This window comes from Fibrobacter sp. (genome assembly GCA_012523595.1).
In the GTDB taxonomy this organism is placed as follows: Bacteria; Fibrobacterota; Chitinivibrionia; order Chitinivibrionales; family Chitinispirillaceae; genus JAAYIG01.
Map to the genome: position 1 here is coordinate 1 of JAAYIG010000191.1, position 17,066 is coordinate 17,066.

10 protein-coding genes are annotated in these 17,066 nt (G+C 44.5%); 8 read left to right on the forward strand and 2 right to left on the reverse strand.

The features are described 5' to 3' along the window. Positions 1 to 141 precede the first annotated feature (141 nt). The gene (locus tag GX089_12705) at positions 142 to 1,257 is read right to left on the reverse strand and encodes a hypothetical protein (GenBank protein ID NLP03349.1); all 1,116 of its coding nucleotides are present in this window, start codon (positions 1,255 to 1,257) and stop codon (positions 142 to 144) included. A 270-nt stretch (positions 1,258 to 1,527) separates the two neighbouring features. Between GX089_12705 and GX089_12710 the strand changes: the two genes are divergently transcribed. The 3 genes from GX089_12710 (at position 1,528) to GX089_12720 (ending at position 6,951) form a co-directional block, all read left to right on the forward strand. After that, positions 1,528 to 2,061: a DUF2760 domain-containing protein gene (locus GX089_12710; GenBank protein ID NLP03350.1), complete on the forward strand. Its 534-nt coding sequence runs from the start codon at positions 1,528 to 1,530 to the stop codon at positions 2,059 to 2,061. Positions 2,062 to 2,280: 219 nt separating this feature from the next. Next, positions 2,281 to 4,065, forward strand: a complete 1,785-nt coding sequence (locus tag GX089_12715; protein ID NLP03351.1) for an Hsp70 family protein — start codon at positions 2,281 to 2,283, stop codon at positions 4,063 to 4,065. A 63-nt stretch (positions 4,066 to 4,128) separates the two neighbouring features. Then, entirely contained in the window at positions 4,129 to 6,951 is a 2,823-nt protein-coding gene (locus GX089_12720) for a hsp70 family protein (protein ID NLP03352.1), read from the forward strand. A gap of 192 nt (positions 6,952 to 7,143) precedes the next feature. On the opposite strand, the gene GX089_12725 is transcribed toward GX089_12720, so the two are convergent. Further along, on the reverse strand, positions 7,144 to 8,004 hold the full coding sequence (locus GX089_12725; GenBank protein NLP03353.1) for a hypothetical protein: 861 nt from the start codon (positions 8,002 to 8,004) through the stop codon (positions 7,144 to 7,146). A 253-nt stretch (positions 8,005 to 8,257) separates the two neighbouring features. Here GX089_12725 and GX089_12730 point away from each other — a divergent pair, with 253 nt between their 5' ends. From GX089_12730 to GX089_12750, 5 genes are all read left to right on the forward strand, one after another. Beyond that, positions 8,258 to 10,279 (forward strand): hypothetical protein, encoded by a 2,022-nt coding sequence (locus GX089_12730; protein NLP03354.1) that lies wholly within the window; start codon positions 8,258 to 8,260, stop codon positions 10,277 to 10,279. An 83-nt stretch (positions 10,280 to 10,362) separates the two neighbouring features. Further along, a complete protein-coding gene (gene hrpB, locus GX089_12735) occupies positions 10,363 to 12,867 on the forward strand; it encodes an ATP-dependent helicase HrpB (GenBank protein ID NLP03355.1) in 2,505 nt (834 codons plus the stop codon). A 123-nt stretch (positions 12,868 to 12,990) separates the two neighbouring features. After that, entirely contained in the window at positions 12,991 to 13,791 is an 801-nt protein-coding gene (locus GX089_12740) for a class I SAM-dependent methyltransferase (GenBank protein NLP03356.1), read from the forward strand. 83 nt (positions 13,792 to 13,874) lie between these two features. Beyond that, positions 13,875 to 15,029 carry a glycosyltransferase family 4 protein gene (locus tag GX089_12745; GenBank protein NLP03357.1) on the forward strand — a complete coding sequence of 385 codons (1,155 nt, stop codon included), beginning with the start codon at positions 13,875 to 13,877 and terminating at the stop codon, positions 15,027 to 15,029. Then, positions 15,026 to 17,038 carry a hypothetical protein gene (locus GX089_12750; GenBank protein ID NLP03358.1) on the forward strand — a complete coding sequence of 671 codons (2,013 nt, stop codon included), beginning with the start codon at positions 15,026 to 15,028 and terminating at the stop codon, positions 17,036 to 17,038. Before GX089_12745 ends, GX089_12750 begins: the two co-directional genes overlap by 4 nt. The last annotated feature ends 28 nt before the right edge of the window (positions 17,039 to 17,066 follow it).

Here is a 17,066-nt window from a genome sequence, read left to right on the forward strand (position 1 = left end):
GGATTACCATGTTCTTTTCTGGCCATAACTGTAAACCTCCATTGGTGTTAAGTGGTTAAAATAATCCATACACCAACTATTCTGAGGTTTACACAAATTTTTCAGCACTCTCCCGGTAAATTTTAAGCATTTTCTGTATAATCAGTTTTTGTGTCGGCTGATATTCTCAATTGTCTCATTGCTTAGACCAGTAATCTCCCGGATTGATTGCAGGCTCATCCCTTTCTGAACCATTCGCAGGACGATTTGGTGTATTAATTCCCTATCCTGACTAATCTCAGCTCTCTCTTGCTTAAGCTCTGTATCTTTTTGCTTGATTACCTTCCTTAATTCCTTCAATTCCCTCTCTTTTTCCCTCCGCCCTTCATCACGATAACTATCCGCTATTGTTTCCATAATTGCCTCACCATTTTTGTGTTCTCTTTCTACTATCTCCCCGAACTGCTTTTTCAACTTTCCCTTAATCACCGAGTGCAGATAGGTTAATATCACATACAGGAAATCGTATCTCTTACCCTCAACATCTTTGGATATCCTGATAATTTGCGGCAAAACACTCAAAATCTCCGGACTTCTGCTGTACTTAAGAGCCAGAAGAAGCATCTTGAGCTTACCCGTCCCTGCATCAGAGGGAGAACCATCTTCAATCTGCTCCGGGTTAAAGAGAGATAAATCAAGCATTAAAAAGTGAAAATCCGGAATAACATGATCGGTACCCTCTAGAATTGCGATATTATCCTTCATGCTATTGTTCATATTGCAAGGTCGACCGTTACAATGACAGACCACAATTGGAATTATCTGGGGAAAAAGCCCGTTTACCCCGTTTTGTTTCTCATGCTGATCCCAGATCTCCACGATATAGCGCAAGAGCTGGAAATGGATCTTTTTATCCGGAGTGCTCTTATGCTCAAAGAGCAGATATACCCATTGATCATTTCCCAAGACTTTTGTACGATAGATGATATCTGAGCGATGCTCCCTGAGATTTTCATCAACCCAGTTTTCTTTTACAATCTCCAATGTTTCCCAATTGATACTGCTTTGAACTTTTGACGGCAATGCTGAAAAAGAGAGATTCCTGGTGATATTGATATCCTGCATGGACTCACGGAAAAGACGATCGTGAGCATGCTGGATTTTATACTCTGAGGAGAGATTTTTAATGTCTTTTTTTTGAAGACATATAGCAATACTCCTCTTTGTCTGTTTTGCATAGGTATGTCTGTTGCTGTTCTGAAAATAGTAATGTCTCATGCTCTGTTGAAGGAAAACTCAACAAATTGGAAATGGTTGACAAGTCAAACATAATAATGTTTAACATCTGTGTCGCATCGTCCATGTGCGAGGGTTGCAGTGATGCAGGTTTATTCCTGAAACGGGAGATTTAAATGGTGCAGATATCCTGAAGCGGGGCTGATAAAAAGCCCCAAAAAGTTTCCATGTTTATCATTCCTTTTTTGTATCTTATATACCGGTTTTTCTCTTTCCTTCTATTACCCGATAATTTTCTGAAAGGATGCTATAATGAACCGAGTAGAGCTCGCGTTACGGACATTTTTCTGGATTTTTTTCAACAAAAAATTTGCGGATAAAATTGAGGAGTTTTTCATTGAGAAGCCTGCTCCTGAGGAGGCCAAGGAGGAAGTGGTTGTAAAAAAAGAGGCTCCTCGTGTGCATCGCAGTGAGGCAGTACAGGTGATTGCTCTGATGCAGAGGGAGGGAAGGCTTGTTGATTTTCTGAAAGAACCAATCGATACCTACAGTGATGCTCAGATAGGGGCTGCAGTAAGGGATATTCACCGGGACTGTGGGGCTGTTCTGGACAGAGTATTCGGGGTTGAACCATTGTTGAAGGATGACGAGGGTAAAGAGATTACCGTGCTTCCCGGATTTGATCCTGAACAATATCATCTTACCGGAAATGTTTCCGGAAATCCCCCATATAATGGTATTCTGCGTCATCATGGATGGCGGGCAACCAAAGTGGAACTACCGCTCTGGCAGGGCTGTGATGAATCCGTGAATGTGCTGGCAGCAGCAGAAGTCGAATTGAAATGAAGCTTAACTACTTGAGAGCTTTGATCTCTATCGTGCTCATTATTAGTGCTACTTGTAATTTCTATCATTTCGAATAGGATGGGAATTCAAAATATGGGTACCATTTTAAAATTCGGTACACTCAAATTAACTGAGATAAAGAATTAAATGCATTATTCGTAATATCTCCTCTGAACAGCGTAAAAAAACTATGAAATTACTGGAAGGAGCTTTAATAAGATGGCTCAATTTGCAGCAGGAATTGATCTGGGCACAACAAACAGCGTAGTTGCGTATGTAAGATTGGATCAGGAAAATGCACCTGTTGAACTGCTTGAGATTCAGCAGTTAACAGGGCCGGCAACAATTGATAACAGAAAGTCACTGCCTTCTTTCTGTTATCTGGCAACTGATGCGGAGGTGGAAAAGGCGGCATACGATGTGCCCTGGGAGAGCGGGCGCAGATACGTGATAGGTGATCTTGCAAGGAGACAGTCGGCTGATGTTCCAACGCGAACTGTGGCGGCTGCAAAATCATGGCTTGCTTACAGCAGGGTTGATAGACGCGAGCCGATTCTTCCCTGGAATGCCCCCTCTGATGTGGAAAAAATCTCTCCTGTAGAGGCATCCAGACGATATCTGGAGCATATCGTTTCAGTGTGGAACAGCAAATTCCCCGATGCCCCACTTTCGGAGCAGCAAGTCGTACTCACTGTACCTGCTTCCTTTGATGCCAGTGCCCGGGAATTGACACTTGAAGCTGCTCATCAGGCAGGTTTACCTCAGGACTTGCTTCTACTTGAGGAACCGCAGGCTGCTGTTTACGCGTGGCTGGCAGATGCCGGGGAAAACTGGAGGAGCCGACTCAAGGTTGGTGATACACTGCTTATCTGTGATGTCGGGGGAGGAACAACCGATTTCACCCTCATTGGGACCGGAGAGGAAGAGGGGGATCTGGTACTGAGAAGAATCGCAGTGGGAAATCATATACTTGTCGGTGGCGATAACATGGATCTTACACTGGCTCATTTTGCCAGGAATGTATTTGCGGATAAGGGTGTTAACCTTGACCCCTGGCAGGCTGTATCATTATGGCATGCGTGCCGCAGTGCAAAGGAGGAACTTCTTTCAGAAAATCCTCCGGAGACTCATCCTGTGACTATTCTGGGGCGGGGATCGAAACTTATCGGCGGAACTGTTTCGGTCGATCTTGAATCCTCTGCGGTTTCACCACTGTTGCTTGATGGGTTCTTTCCGTTCTGCAGTGCAGACAGTTCTCCATCACGACGTCCTGCATCAGGTTTCCGTGAACTGGGACTTCCTTTTGAATCCGACACCGGTATCACTCGTCATCTGGCTCAGTTTCTCCGTGCACATGGTGAGGGTGGCAAATCTGTAAGGCCGACACACATACTATTCAACGGCGGGGTCTTTAAATCTGAGGCATTCAGGGCACGGCTCATGGATGTTGTACAGAGTTGGTTTACAGAAGGAGAAGTCACACCTCTTGAGCGTACACCTGATTTTGATTTTGCTGTCAGCAGGGGAGCTGCATATTATGCTTTTGTCAAACAGGGTAAAGGTATCCGGATAAGAGGTGGAACAGGCCGTTCATATTATATCGGAATAGAAACAAGCGGACCTGCTGTCCCTGGAATCGAAAGACCTCTCAATGCATTCTGTGTGGTGCCATTCGGGATGGAGGAGGGGAGTGAGATCGATGTGCCTGGTGAGGAGATTGGACTTATTGTGGGTGAGCCTGCAAGGTTCCGTTTCTTTTCATCATCGGTAAGGAAAAACGACAAGCCAGGCGATATAATCCCGTATTGGTCAGAGCAGGAACTTGAGGAGAGTGATTCTCTCGAGGCTCAGCTTCCTGCTGATGACAAGTTTACAGAAGGTTATGTTCCGGTGAAGTTCCTGTCCAGGATAACGGAGCTTGGGGTGTTTGAACTATGGTGTAAGAGTACTGTCTCTGATGATTCCTGGAAGCTTGAGTTCAGCGTCAGAGATAATATCAAATGAGAGGCTTAAGATTGAAAAATGAGAGATTTGTCAACTGAACTCAAAGGGAATACCGGTCAGTCCATGCAGGACGAAGATAAGAAAACAGAATCCAGATATATTATAGGAATCGATCTTGGCACAACCAATTCAGCAGTATCATTCGTTGATCTTACCCGTAAACCCTACCGTGTGGAGGATTTTCCTGTAACACAGATTACCGCGCCCGGCGAAATTGCCGCGCTTCCTCTTTTCCCCTCATTCCATTATGAGGCGGCTGAAGGGGAATTCTCCAGTGGTTCGCTAAAGCTGCCCTGGGATACACAGGACAGGAAGGTGATCACAGGGGCTTTTGCACGTGACCATGGTGCTCTGGTACCAGGGAGGCTTGTAACTTCTGCCAAGTCATGGCTCAGCCATTCCGGTGTTGACCGCACCGCTCCTCTGCTTCCATGGCATGCTGCTTCCGATCTGGAGAAAATCTCACCTGTAGAGGCGACATCGAGATACCTGTTGCATATCCGAAATGCCTGGAACCATGCTTACCCTGAGTATCCTGTGGAAGACCAGGATATCACTATCACTGTTCCGGCATCTTTTGACGAGATTGCCCGTGAATTGACTGTTAAAGCAGCCGCTTCAGCCGGATTCTCCCGCATTGTTCTTCTTGAGGAACCTCAGGCGGCTTTTTACGCCTGGATAAACCAGCACTCAAAAGACTGGCAGAAGATGGTTAGTGCAGGTCAGAAGATTCTGATTTGTGATCTCGGGGGAGGGACTACCGATTTTTCGCTGATTCAGGTGAGGGGTAATTCTGATGGTTCGGTTCAGTTTTACCGGATCGCAGTTGGAGATCATCTGATACTTGGCGGAGACAATCTGGATCTGGCATTTTCTTATTATATAGAAAAAAAGATTACTGGAGCCGGAAAACTTACTCCTCGTCAATTCGGAGCACTTGTAAGGAACTGTCAGACCGCTAAAGAGATCCTTCTGGGAGAGAATCCACCGGAGAAACTGGTTGTAAATATTCCCGGAACCGGTTCAACTCTTATTGGCGGCAGTATACAGGCAGAGTTGACATTGGATGAAGCGCTTGAGGTTCTTCTTGAGGGTTTTTTCCCTCTGGTTGATCTCTCAGACAAGCCGCTTGCCAGACAGTCGGGTTTTCAGGAATTCGGGCTTCCCTATGCTGCTGATCCCGCTGTTACAAGATATCTTGCCAGTTTTCTAACCTCACACCGCAGATCTGCGGCACAATTTACAAAAGAAACCGAGGCCGACCCGGCCCGTCCGGATATAATACTGTTTAACGGTGGAGTATTCTCTTCACCTGCTATTCGTGGGCGAATTCTTGATGTTTTGCGTAAGTGGTTCAGTAGTGCTCAGGGGAGTTGGGAGCCAGTAGTTATCAAAAACGAAAAGCCTGAACTTGCTGTTTCCAGGGGAGCTGCTTATTTCGGTGTGGTGCGCAGGGGTGCAGGGGTGAGGATAGTTGCCGGTCTGGCCCGTACCTACTATATAGGAGTGGAGAGTCCTGAGGGATTGCAGGCATTGTGCCTTGCTCCGGCAGGTCTGCAGGAAGGACAGAGCGTTGATCTGAGCGGACGGGTATTCAATCTGCGAATAAGACAACCGGTGGCTTTCCCATTGTATGTGTCAAGCAAGAGAACAACAGATCAGCCCGGAGAACTGCTCCCCATCGATCCTCTGGAGATCCATGCGCTTCCGCCGATCAGCACTGTGCTTCGGTCCGGGAAGAAGATGGAAGCAGAGAGTGTCGATGTCATGCTTCATGTGAAACTTACAGAGATCGGAACGCTTGATTTATGGTGTACTGAGGTCTCTGGAAACCGGAGCTGGAAGCTTCAGTTTGATGTACGTTCAGCTACCCGCACTGATGTAGATGTACATTACGGGGCTGGTGAAAGGGCAGGCTTTCTCGATGAGCGGACAATGGAGATGTGCCGGGAGAGCATAAGAGAGACATTCTGCCCTGTAAATGGGAAAACAGCCGATCCTCAAGGACTTGTAAAGAGACTCGAGGAGTTGTCCGGTATGGACCGGGATCAGTGGCCCCCATCACTCCTGCGATCTTTCTGGGAGGTGCTTATGGAAGTGGAGCAGGGAAGGGCTGTTGATCCTTTGCACGAAGCAAGGTGGCTTAACCTGACAGGATTCTCGCTGCGGCCCGGCTATGGATATGCTGTTGACGACTGGAGAGTAAAACAGACATGGATGCTGCAGCAGAAAGGCGTTATTAACGGAAGAAACCAGGCATGCAGGGCTGAGTGGTGGATATTCTGGCGCAGAATTGCCGGCGGATTGACATCAGGGCAGCAGAAAGCCCTTGTTCAGCCGCTTATCGCTTCTTTACGGTCGTACTATCGCAAAGAGGAGAGCAGGAAAAAAGCAAAATCGGAGTCAAAATTCGGACAGCATGAACTGGCTGAAATCTGGAGATTGCTTGCATCACTTGAACATATCTCTGCTTCTTTGAAGGAAGAACTTGGTGATATTGCGGAAAAGAAACTCTCTCATCGAAATGATTCGCTTTCAGAAGCTGGTATATGGGCACTTGGGAGGCTTGGTGCAAGAGTGCCGGTGTACGGACCATTAAACGAACTGGTATCACAGGAGACCGTATCAGAGTGGATTTCGAGTCTGATCAAATCAAGTCAACCTAATCTTACTGTTCATCTTGCTCTTATGCAGCTTTGCCGCAGGACAGATGATCGTTACAGAGATATCGATGCAAATCTCAGGGCTGATGTAGTTAAATTCATGAGGAACTATAATGCTCCTGAACATTTTATCGAGTTGGTGGAAAACGGTGGAGGTCTTGACGAAGAGGAGCAGAGCAGAGTGTTTGGAGAGAGTCTTCCAAGTGGTTTGAGAATAGCGTGACCGACCGTTGACCATTGATTGAGATGATTGAAGAATTGTCTTTAAACTATGATTAATCTGATTACCCTGATTTAAAACAGCTTTTAAAGGGGGAGGATCGGCATCAGAATTGATGCTTTTTTGTCAATTCCGATACCTATGCCGATACCGATCCCGAACGAGAGTGATACGGGGTGACTTTAGAAAGTTAGTTTATTTCTCCTCATAGGTAATCATCCACTGGACTCCAAATTTATCACTGAAGGAGGCAAAATATGCTCCCCAGAACATCTTCTGCAGCGGCATTTCAATTTTACCTCCTGCAGAGAGAGCATTATAGAGGCGATCTGCTTCCTCTTTGCTTCCGGTTTGTAACGAGATATAGATATTGTTGCCGGTTATTAATTTCTGGCCCATGCTTTCGGAAATATCGCTGCCCATAAGAATTGTGTCTTCTCCGATTGGCAGGGCGATATGCAGTATTCTCTCTTTTTCCTGCTCTGCAACAGGGGTTTGGCCTTGAGGCATGTCTTTGAAACGCAAAAGGGCGGAAAACTCGCCTCCGAAAATTGATTTATAGAACATAAATGCCTCTTCGGCGTTTCCATTGAAGTTGAGATACGGGTTTTCTTTGAGAAGCTTTCCTTTTTGTTTCTGATATGCTATTCGCGACCTGAGACGTCTCTCCTGTTCTCTTAGCTCGGGTGTGAACTCTTTCCCAAAATCCTGTTCCTCGTAAATGGGACGTATTTCAACTAATGATTCTCCGGAGCCCTGACTTGGGATACGATTTACCCATGAAACAGCCTCGTCGATAGAGTTTACTTTCCAGATCCAGTATCCGGCAATAAGTGATTCAGGTCTTCCGAATGGCCCATCGATAACTTCCCGCTTTTCCCCGGAGAATCTTATCCGTTTACCTTTTGAACTGGGGTGCAATCCCTCACCATCAAGCATTATTCCTGCCTCAACAAGCTCCTCATTGAACCTGCCCATCTCTTCGAACATCTTTGTGTCAGGTATCACTCCTGATTCAGTGTTTTTATCTGCATAATGAATTATCATCACTCGCATAATGACTCCGTTTTAAAAATTGATTAATGATAATAGAACAATCGGAAATGTTTCTTCAGTATATATGTAGGAGCAAATTCAATTCCAAAAGACATGTTTATCCGATAAAATCATGTTTTCTGGTTGCTAATTTATACTGAATGTGTTAAAATCACTATAAGTTCACAGGGGAAATAAACCGAAGGTAATATTCTCGTTTTCTCGCCAGCATTCAGTGTGAGATTTTTGTTCACCTCTCTGTTTTTTGGTTACCATGAGTGATTTTGAATGGTTTTTACTTGCTGCCCTTACAATCATACACTTCTTTTCGCTTCTGTATAGAAGATACTCTGCTTTTCAGGCTGTAATCATCACTTTTGCCTCTCTTCCGGCTTGCTGGCTTGTTCTTAATTCAGTAACACAGGTATTGACATGTGATGATTCTTATCTCATCTATGAAATAGTAAATATGCCAACCGGGAATCTGGAATACTCCTGGAGAAAGGGGGCGTTCCATACATCGATTGCACTTAACGGACCAATTCTTGTTGCATTGAAAGCAGTAATGGGATTTACCCAGGATATCCTGATGGTGATCGCAAAAGCCATACATTGCTTCTGGGGTATCGCACTGATTTCGATAATATCCGATAAATCGCATAAATGGCTTGCACCTGAATCCTCTCGTCTTCTTTTTTACATATCGGCATTCAATGCAACCATGATTCTCCCTGTAGTTAATCTTGCCCTCCATACGATAAACTATGACCTGCTGTCGATGTGTCTCGGTGTTCTGGCAGTATTGATGCTGGGGGAGGGATTGCGTTCAGGAAAAGTTAAGTACTATGCGGGAAGTGTGATTATAGCCTCACTGGCAGCACAGGAAAAACTGATCGCATCACCGGTCCTTATTATTTGTACTTTTATGCTTTCTGTAAAACTGACTGTAGTCAGGGGAAAACTGACAGGAAATATATTTTCAGCGCTTAAAGCAGCTTTAATCTCTGTGGCATCAGCAGTAGCTGTATTTGTGGTATCACATTCAATAGTAATTGCTTTCCGCAAAGGTGATATCCCTGTCGATAATTTAGCCGCGATGATTTTTCAGCCGTACCTGTCGGCGTTGTGGCCATTGATAAGAATTATAAATGGAAGATTAAACCTCCGCAACCCTTCTTCATCTCTTGAATATTATCTTTTCTGGATATTGGTTTTAGTTCTTATTGTATCCATTGCAGTTTTCTCCATGCTGTACAGATATATTGCAGGTAAACTCCACAACAATACTCCAGCATTGCAGACTGATCGCCTGGTCTCATCACTCAGGTTTTTGAAAGCCGGACTCCTTGTGATGATAACAATTACAGGTATAGCTGCTACGTTTCTGATAACGCCACGTGTATACCCGCTTATTCCGGTACCGGAGGGATTTTACAAGCCACAGATCACATTTAACGGAGTCAGTTTCTCTTATGGAGCAAAGACTATCGCCGGCCATACAGCGGCTTCAGTAGCCTGGGCCTGTGCAACTTTTGTAAACGCGTTTCCATCTGTGATTCTGCTTGGTTTACTTATCTTCTGGAGTGTATCAACCACAAGAAAAAGAAATTCAGTAAATAATGCAAACCGGGTTTATGTTGACCTTTTGGCTATCGCTTCCATGGCAGCTATACTGCTGTTTGGTGTCTTTCAGATTCCGCTTCTTCCGCGGTACATAAACCTGTTACTTTGCATGTTCCTTATAGCTGGTATCATTGACATTGCTTCATTGAAATCGAGACCTGCAATTCAAAAATTTGCTGTCATAGCAGGATTCCTTTTGCTATTGATAGAGGTATTGCCGTTCAGTCCAGTTCCTGTGACATTCAGACCTCTCTGGTCAAATATGTCTGAGGATTTCAACAACAGCCCTGCTTATGGTCAGGTTCCTCCCTGGTGTACCGGGTGGGGCGAGGAAGTGATACTTGCCGGGAAGAAAATTGTCAGGGAATATCAAAATGAGTGTGGTGCTGAAAATCGTATCCGCATTTTCCACAATTACTCCGGATCCTGGCTGCGAAAACCAGAAAATGTGGATCTTGTCTTTATCAGATATGGTTTCGATGATTACAGTTATGATAAGTGTGATTTTTACATATTCAGCAGGTCGGGAACAACCTTCTCTTTTATACCTTTCCCTTCGGAGATAAAACCTCTGTTCACTATTCATGACCGCGGGGTAATAAAAGCATGGGTTTTCAGAGCTGTTGATTTAAAGGCTGCGGGAATAAAGTTTTTAAAGAACTACCCGGGATGAGTATTTCTATCACTTGTAGCATTGCTCAAGCAGGTGCTATTTTTATACAATCTGCACAAATGTTCCCCGAAGGGTTGTAATGAATGTCTTTACCCATTCTGGAGTATCGTGATAGAATAATCGGCGCACTGGAGAATGGTAACCGTCTTATTATAAAAGCCCCGACCGGTTCCGGAAAATCAACCCAGGTTCCTCAGATATTGCTGGATTCAGGAAATGTTGATGGTACGATTCTCGTGCTTCAGCCGCGAAGACTGGCTGCCAGGATGCTTGCAACAAGGGTAGCTTTCGAGCGGGGAAGCGAACCGGGACAGGAAATCGGGTTTCAGACAAGGTTCGAGACGGTTACAAGTGAGAGCACCAGGGTTAGGTTTATAACCGAAGGAATTCTTCCGAGAATGCTGCTCTCTGACAGGAATCTCTCAGGCGTTTCGGTCGTGATTTTTGATGAGTTTCATGAGCGCAGCCTGACAGTAGATCTGGGGCTTGCCCTGATACGCAACCTTCAGGAATCATCAAGACCGGATCTGAAACTGGTGGTGATGTCAGCTACTCTTGAAACCGGACCGATCGTTGAATACCTGCCCGGGGCATCGGTTATCAATTCAGAGGGCTGGACTTTTCCTGTGTCAATTCAATACTTTCCGGGTGAACAGGGGAAACCATGGGAGCTGGCTGCGGGAGCCGCTTTTCAACTGGTGAAAAGCGGTGCTGAGGGAGATATTCTTGTCTTCATGCCAGGTGTTTACGAAATACGAAAAACTGTTTCGTCTCTTCAGGAGGTGAGATTCGGAGAACCTGTTGATATATCGATGCTTTACGGGGATCTTCCCTCTGATCGCCAGCGTCAGGTGATGGAGCAGCGTACCAGAAGAAAAATCATAGTCGCTACCAATATCGCGGAGACATCACTGACCATTCCCGGTGTACGCCATGTGATTGACAGTGGACTTGCAAGGATCAATCGCTATGATCCTGTGCGTGGTTTCAATACTTTGTATGTAGAGAAAATTGCTCTCGATTCTGCGGCACAGCGCTCAGGAAGGGCTGGAAGGGAAGCTCCGGGGATCTGTATACGCTTATGGAGTCAAACTGACCAGAGATCCCGTTCCCGGAGAACACAGCCTGAAATATTCAGGGTTGATTTGGCAGAAACAGTTTTGCAACTAAAAATGCTTGGGTTTGCTGACCCCGTTTCCTTTCCCTGGATAGAATCTCCGGAGGACCAATCGATAAAAGCCGCTACTGAATTTCTCAAGCAGATTGATGCTATTGACAAAGAGGGAAAGATTACTGAAAAGGGGAAAAGACTCGGAGAGTTCCCCATGCACCCGCGTCTGGCTGCGCTGCTGCTTGAATCATATAACAGGGGTGTTGTCAGAAAGGGTGCGCTTGCCTGTGCGATTCTCTCGGAGAGACCTGCTTTTTCCGGGATTCCTGATGTACCGGATGAAATTCTTAAACAATGTGAAGGATCTGATTTCGCGCTGATGGAGTATGTGATTAACAGAGTTGCGGAATCAGGGTTTGATCCCGGGTTGTGCAGAAAATGGAATGTCAACATTTCATCGGTACAGCAGATATTGCGTACAGAGGCTTACTTTCTGCAGATATGCAGGAAAAAGGGGATGCACACCCGCAATATGGTATCTGGTTCACAGCCTCTTTCTGTCGCAATACTTGCGGCATATTCGGACAGGCTTGCCAGGAGAAGAGATCAGGGAACACTATTATGCGAACTGAGTAATAATCGCAGAGGTGAACTGAGCAAAGAGAGCCTGGCCAGAGGATCGCGTCTTCTGGTTGCCGCATCTATAAATGAACTGAAATCAAAAAGCCAGTCCACACCCCGGACCGTATTGACACTTGCGTGCGGAGTCAGGGAGGAGTGGCTTGAGGAGCTGTTCCCGGATGATATTGTAATAGAAACTGAACTGGTATGGAACAGCATTAATCAGGCGGTTGAATCCCGGACCAGAACAGTTTGTCTGGGGGTTACAATCGATGAAAAGGTCGACCAGAATGCTGATCCTGAAAAAGCGGGAGAGTTTCTGGCTGAGAATATTATCAAGAGAAAACTGCCTCTTGCAGGATGGGACAATGAGGTGCAGGATTATATAATGCGCTGCCGATGGTTAGGTGAGATTTTTCCGGAAATGGGATTTCCGGGTTTCGGTGATGAAGATTACGGTTTGATTGTGCATGAACTCTGTAAAGATGAATCCCGCTATTCAAAAGTCAAGGATAAACCGGTTCTGCATATTGTAAAATCACTGCTGTCACATGAGCAGCAGAGAATAATCGAAACTGCTGCGCCTCAGTTTGTATTAAATAAAGCCGGTAGAAAACTCAGGATAACCTACAAGGCAGGATCTGCACCTGTGATAAGAGCTCGTATACAGGAATTATTTGATATGAATTCATCACCGCGTGTGGCAAATGGCAGGGTAGCGGTTAAGGTGGAGATTTTAGCACCGAATATGAGACCGGTTCAAGTCACTGAGGATCTGGAGAATTTCTGGAAAGTCCATTATCCGGAACTGAAGAAAAGTCTTTCCAGACGATATCCAAAGCATCAGTGGCGTTAATGGAGCTGGACAGGTAAAAACAAAATGTTTCGATTCCGATACCGATTCCGATTCCTACCCCGAACAAGAACGATGATAATAAAAGTTAAATTAACCATATATTGTCGACTGCAGGATTGAATCGTGTTTTTTTCGAAAGCAGAGTATATCTTTTTGCGTTTACTCAGGCGTTTTCTTTTCTCTGACAACTGCCTGGTGAAATATGGCACTATTATTCCTCTCTATCAGCAAAACTCCAATCAGTACTGCCCGCATTTGATTGTGGACAGATATGAGTTGTATGCCAGGGGGCATGGTTTGACTCTGAGTGGCAAGTGTGTTCTTGAACTGGGGCCTGGAGTTACCAATTCCGCTGCATATGAACTTGTTGCCAGAGGTTCTGCCATGGTATATGCATACGAGCCCTATGCCAGGTATGATTCAAAAACCGATCAAAAGCTGCTTTTATTGATTTCTGAAAAATATGGTGTCGATCCGTACAGAATTTCCGGAAGTGTAAAGAGAATCGAAAGCCTTGAAGGGTTGCCGGAGGGTGGGATAGATGTGATCCTTTCACATTCTGTATTGGAGCATGTTGAAGCACCGTATGAATTGTTCAGAGCACTGCATGAAATATTGGACCAAAGCGGAATTATGCTGCATCATGTCGATTACCGGGATCATTTTTTCAAATATCCTTTTCATAAGCTTCTTTTCTCCAAAAAGACGTGGAACAGATGGCTCAATCCGGGGAATCTTCCCGGATGGGTGCTTAAGGATCATCTCTGTATGCTCAGGGAAGCCGGTTTTAATGCTGAGGCATATGATATTGTCAGGGATCCGGTAAATTTCGGGAAAGTAAAAAAATTCATTTCAAGAGATTATGATCGTGATGATCCTATGCTGGATGTTGTCCTCTGTAGCATCATAGCGAGAAAGATATAATCATTTTCACACAGTAGAATTCATGGCATAATAGGGGTATATTGTTTCAAAGAATTCTGGCAAGGTAAGTCCGGAAGTGTAAAATGAAAACACTGGTATTGAACTATGAATATCCTCCCATAGGCGGGGGAGGCGGGAGGGTATCTGAACAGATCGCAATTCGTCTTGGATCACGCGGACATGAGGTCCGGGTACTGACATCCCGATGCAGGGGAATACCTGCATTTGAAGAGTACGGAAATGTAAAAGTTAAGCGGATATTCTCATTCCGCAGAAAACCGGACAGATGCGGTGTTTTTGGAATGGCAGGGTACATTATTGCTGGGATAATTCCGGCTGTTATGATGTGCCTGAGATGGAAGCCGGATCTGATTCATGCACATTTTGCAGTGCCAAGCGGTGCCCTCGCATACCTTGTAAGCATACTGACCCGGACACCATATATCCTTACGGCTCATCTGGGGGATGTGCCCGGATGCATTCCGGATCAGACTGACAGATTATTCTTCTTTTTCAAGCCATTCACATACGCTATTTGGAAAAAAGCCCGGGCAGTTACCACTGTCAGCGGATTTGTCAGGAATATGGCCTTGAAAACCTATGATGTACCTGTTGTGGTAATTCCAAACGGCATCGATTTAAAGTCTGCTCAACAGCTTTCCTGTCAGGGAAAAAAAGCGGGAAAGCCGGTTAAACTGGTGTTCAGTGGAAGGTTCAATCCACAGAAAAATGTCCTGCTGATCTGCGAGCTGCTGAGAGTTACAAGAGATTATGAGTGGGAAATGCACTTTGTCGGTGATGGACAGTTAATGGCTGATGTCAGAAGTAAAATTGACGAATATGATTTAAATGACAGGACTTTTTTCCATGGCTGGGTTGAGCCCTCAGAAGCTGAAAAAATATCGGCATCCTGTGATATACTTCTGATACCATCGCTTGTGGAGGGGATGCCTGTAGCAGTTCTTAATGGGATGGCTCTGGGACTTGCTGTTCTTGGAAGTGATATTGAACCTCTTAGAGATTTGATAACCGATGGGGTAAATGGTTTTCTCTGTGATGTGTTCAGTGCAGATTCTCTGGCTGCCAAGATGAAAATGCTATTGGAAAACAGCGAAATGCTCGAGGAGATTAAAGAGAACAATCGACGTGCTTCAGAAAATTACGATTGGGAGAGAATTGTCACAATGTATGAGGAGGTACTGAGAAGATCGGTGAAGGATTCCAGGGTTGAGCTATGACTGTTCTTGCTGAGTTTTTCACAATTATTTCCGCTTTAATCCTTCTGACCGGCTATTTATTAATCAGAAAAATGCCTCTCCGGTCAATAGTTCTTATCACGTTTTTATCTATTCCTGCACTCTATTTTTCTGTCGACTCAATGAACTCGATTCTTACTTGTGATGAGTCGTACATTGTATACGAACCGGTCAATCTGGCAAATGATTCCCTGTTTAACTGGAACAGTGGGGCATTTAGAACAACTGATCTTTCAGTTGGACTCCCTCTGTTTTTTCTTAAGAAAGTCACAGGTTTTTCCCTCGATATAATGGCGATTTTTGCAAAATCTCTGCATTGGCTGATCGGGTTTATTCTGATACTGTTCTTAATTGATCTTATCAGGCGCATTTCGGACAGAGAGAAGAGCTTTGTTTTCTTTTTTCTTATGGTTTTTTACAGCATAGTGTTTCTTCCGGTAGTCTTACTGGCTCAGAAAATCCTGAATTACGATTCACTTTCAATGTCAGGTTGTGTGTCTGCAATCTTTCTACTATTAACCGGATGGAAAGAGAAGAAGACCTCTCTGCTGTATTTAAGTGTTGTACTCATGGCTTTTGCTGCTCAGGAAAAGCTTATTGCGTCACCATTTCTATATGTCAGCATCTGCATTGTGCCGTTCATCGTTGCATTTCAGAATTCAGACAGATCATTCTCCTCATTGCTGAGAAACGGCACGCTGGCATCATGTAAAGCTGTACTTGCGGCTGTTTCCGTATTTCTCTTCTCATACCTGGTGGTAGCACTTGTAAATACTAAAGGGATGCCGCAAGCCAATCCTTTTGACATTTTCTATCCCTTTGCCTCTGCATTCTGGCCTCTTCTAAGAATGGCAGGATTCAGTGTATTTAAACTGACAAAGAGCACTTTTGCCGGTTACTATTTGTTAGTCCCAATGCTGGTTTTTTTGTGTGCAGTTCTATCAACCTTTGTAATTGCACTGATTTACAGAATGGTTTGTTCAAGGGAGGCTCTTTACTATTCCATTCAAAAGAGACTGGCAGCAGTTTCCTTAATAAACTATATCCTGTTCATGTTATTGTTTCTTGCCGGGATCATCGGAACATATACTGTCAATGCTTACCTCGGACCTGTACACCCTTTGCTTCCTGGTGAGCTTAAAGGCGCTGAATTCAACAAAACCTATATTCATTTTGGCGCATTCTCTCCTGTATCCCACTTTTTCAGTTCAATGGGATGGGCCTATGCAGTGTTTTTCAATTCTATTCCTTCCATATTCATAGTTCTTGCTGCATTTAATCTTTTCTTTGTTTCTAAACAAAAGATAAAGCCTGTCCTGGGACTGGAACTGTTTTTTACCATTTCCTTACTGGTACCTCTTATCTATAGTACTCTGAAAATTCCTGTGAGCAATCGTTACTTCAATGTCTTTATCCTTTTTGTTGTATTAAAAATGGTGGTTGATTTTTACAGGCTTTCCGAATTTAACTTTAGAACCAGAGTGGCACTTGCAGCTTCTGTTGTTTTTCTTCTCATTGAAATCTTTCCTTTCAGGCCGCTTTATGGACCATTCAGACCTTTGTGGTCGAATTATCCCTCCTCATATAACAGCAGTTTTTCAAAAGCTGTTCTGAATCCATCATGGATGGGGTGGGGGGAAGAGGTCGCTATGAGCGGAAAGAAATTGCTTAAATATTATAAGGATAGTAATCCCACCCTTTCCGGCATTAACATTTATCATAACTACCTTGGAGAATGGCTGCTTAAGAACAATGACGCGTCTCTCTTTATTATCGATGAGACATCAGACCTGAGATACACAGAAAATGACTTTTACATATTTAACCGGATGGGTGTAGCTCAATCTTTTGATGAACTTCCATCCGGTGTTCCTGCTTTTGATAAGATAAGCTACCGTGGCTTGATTTCAGCATGGATATTCAGGGGCAGTGATCTTGAGAAACACAATTTCCGGATCAATACAGGAATGAGCCATAAAGGAAAAGAGTGAAATTGATTCTATGGTTTACTACAGGAGA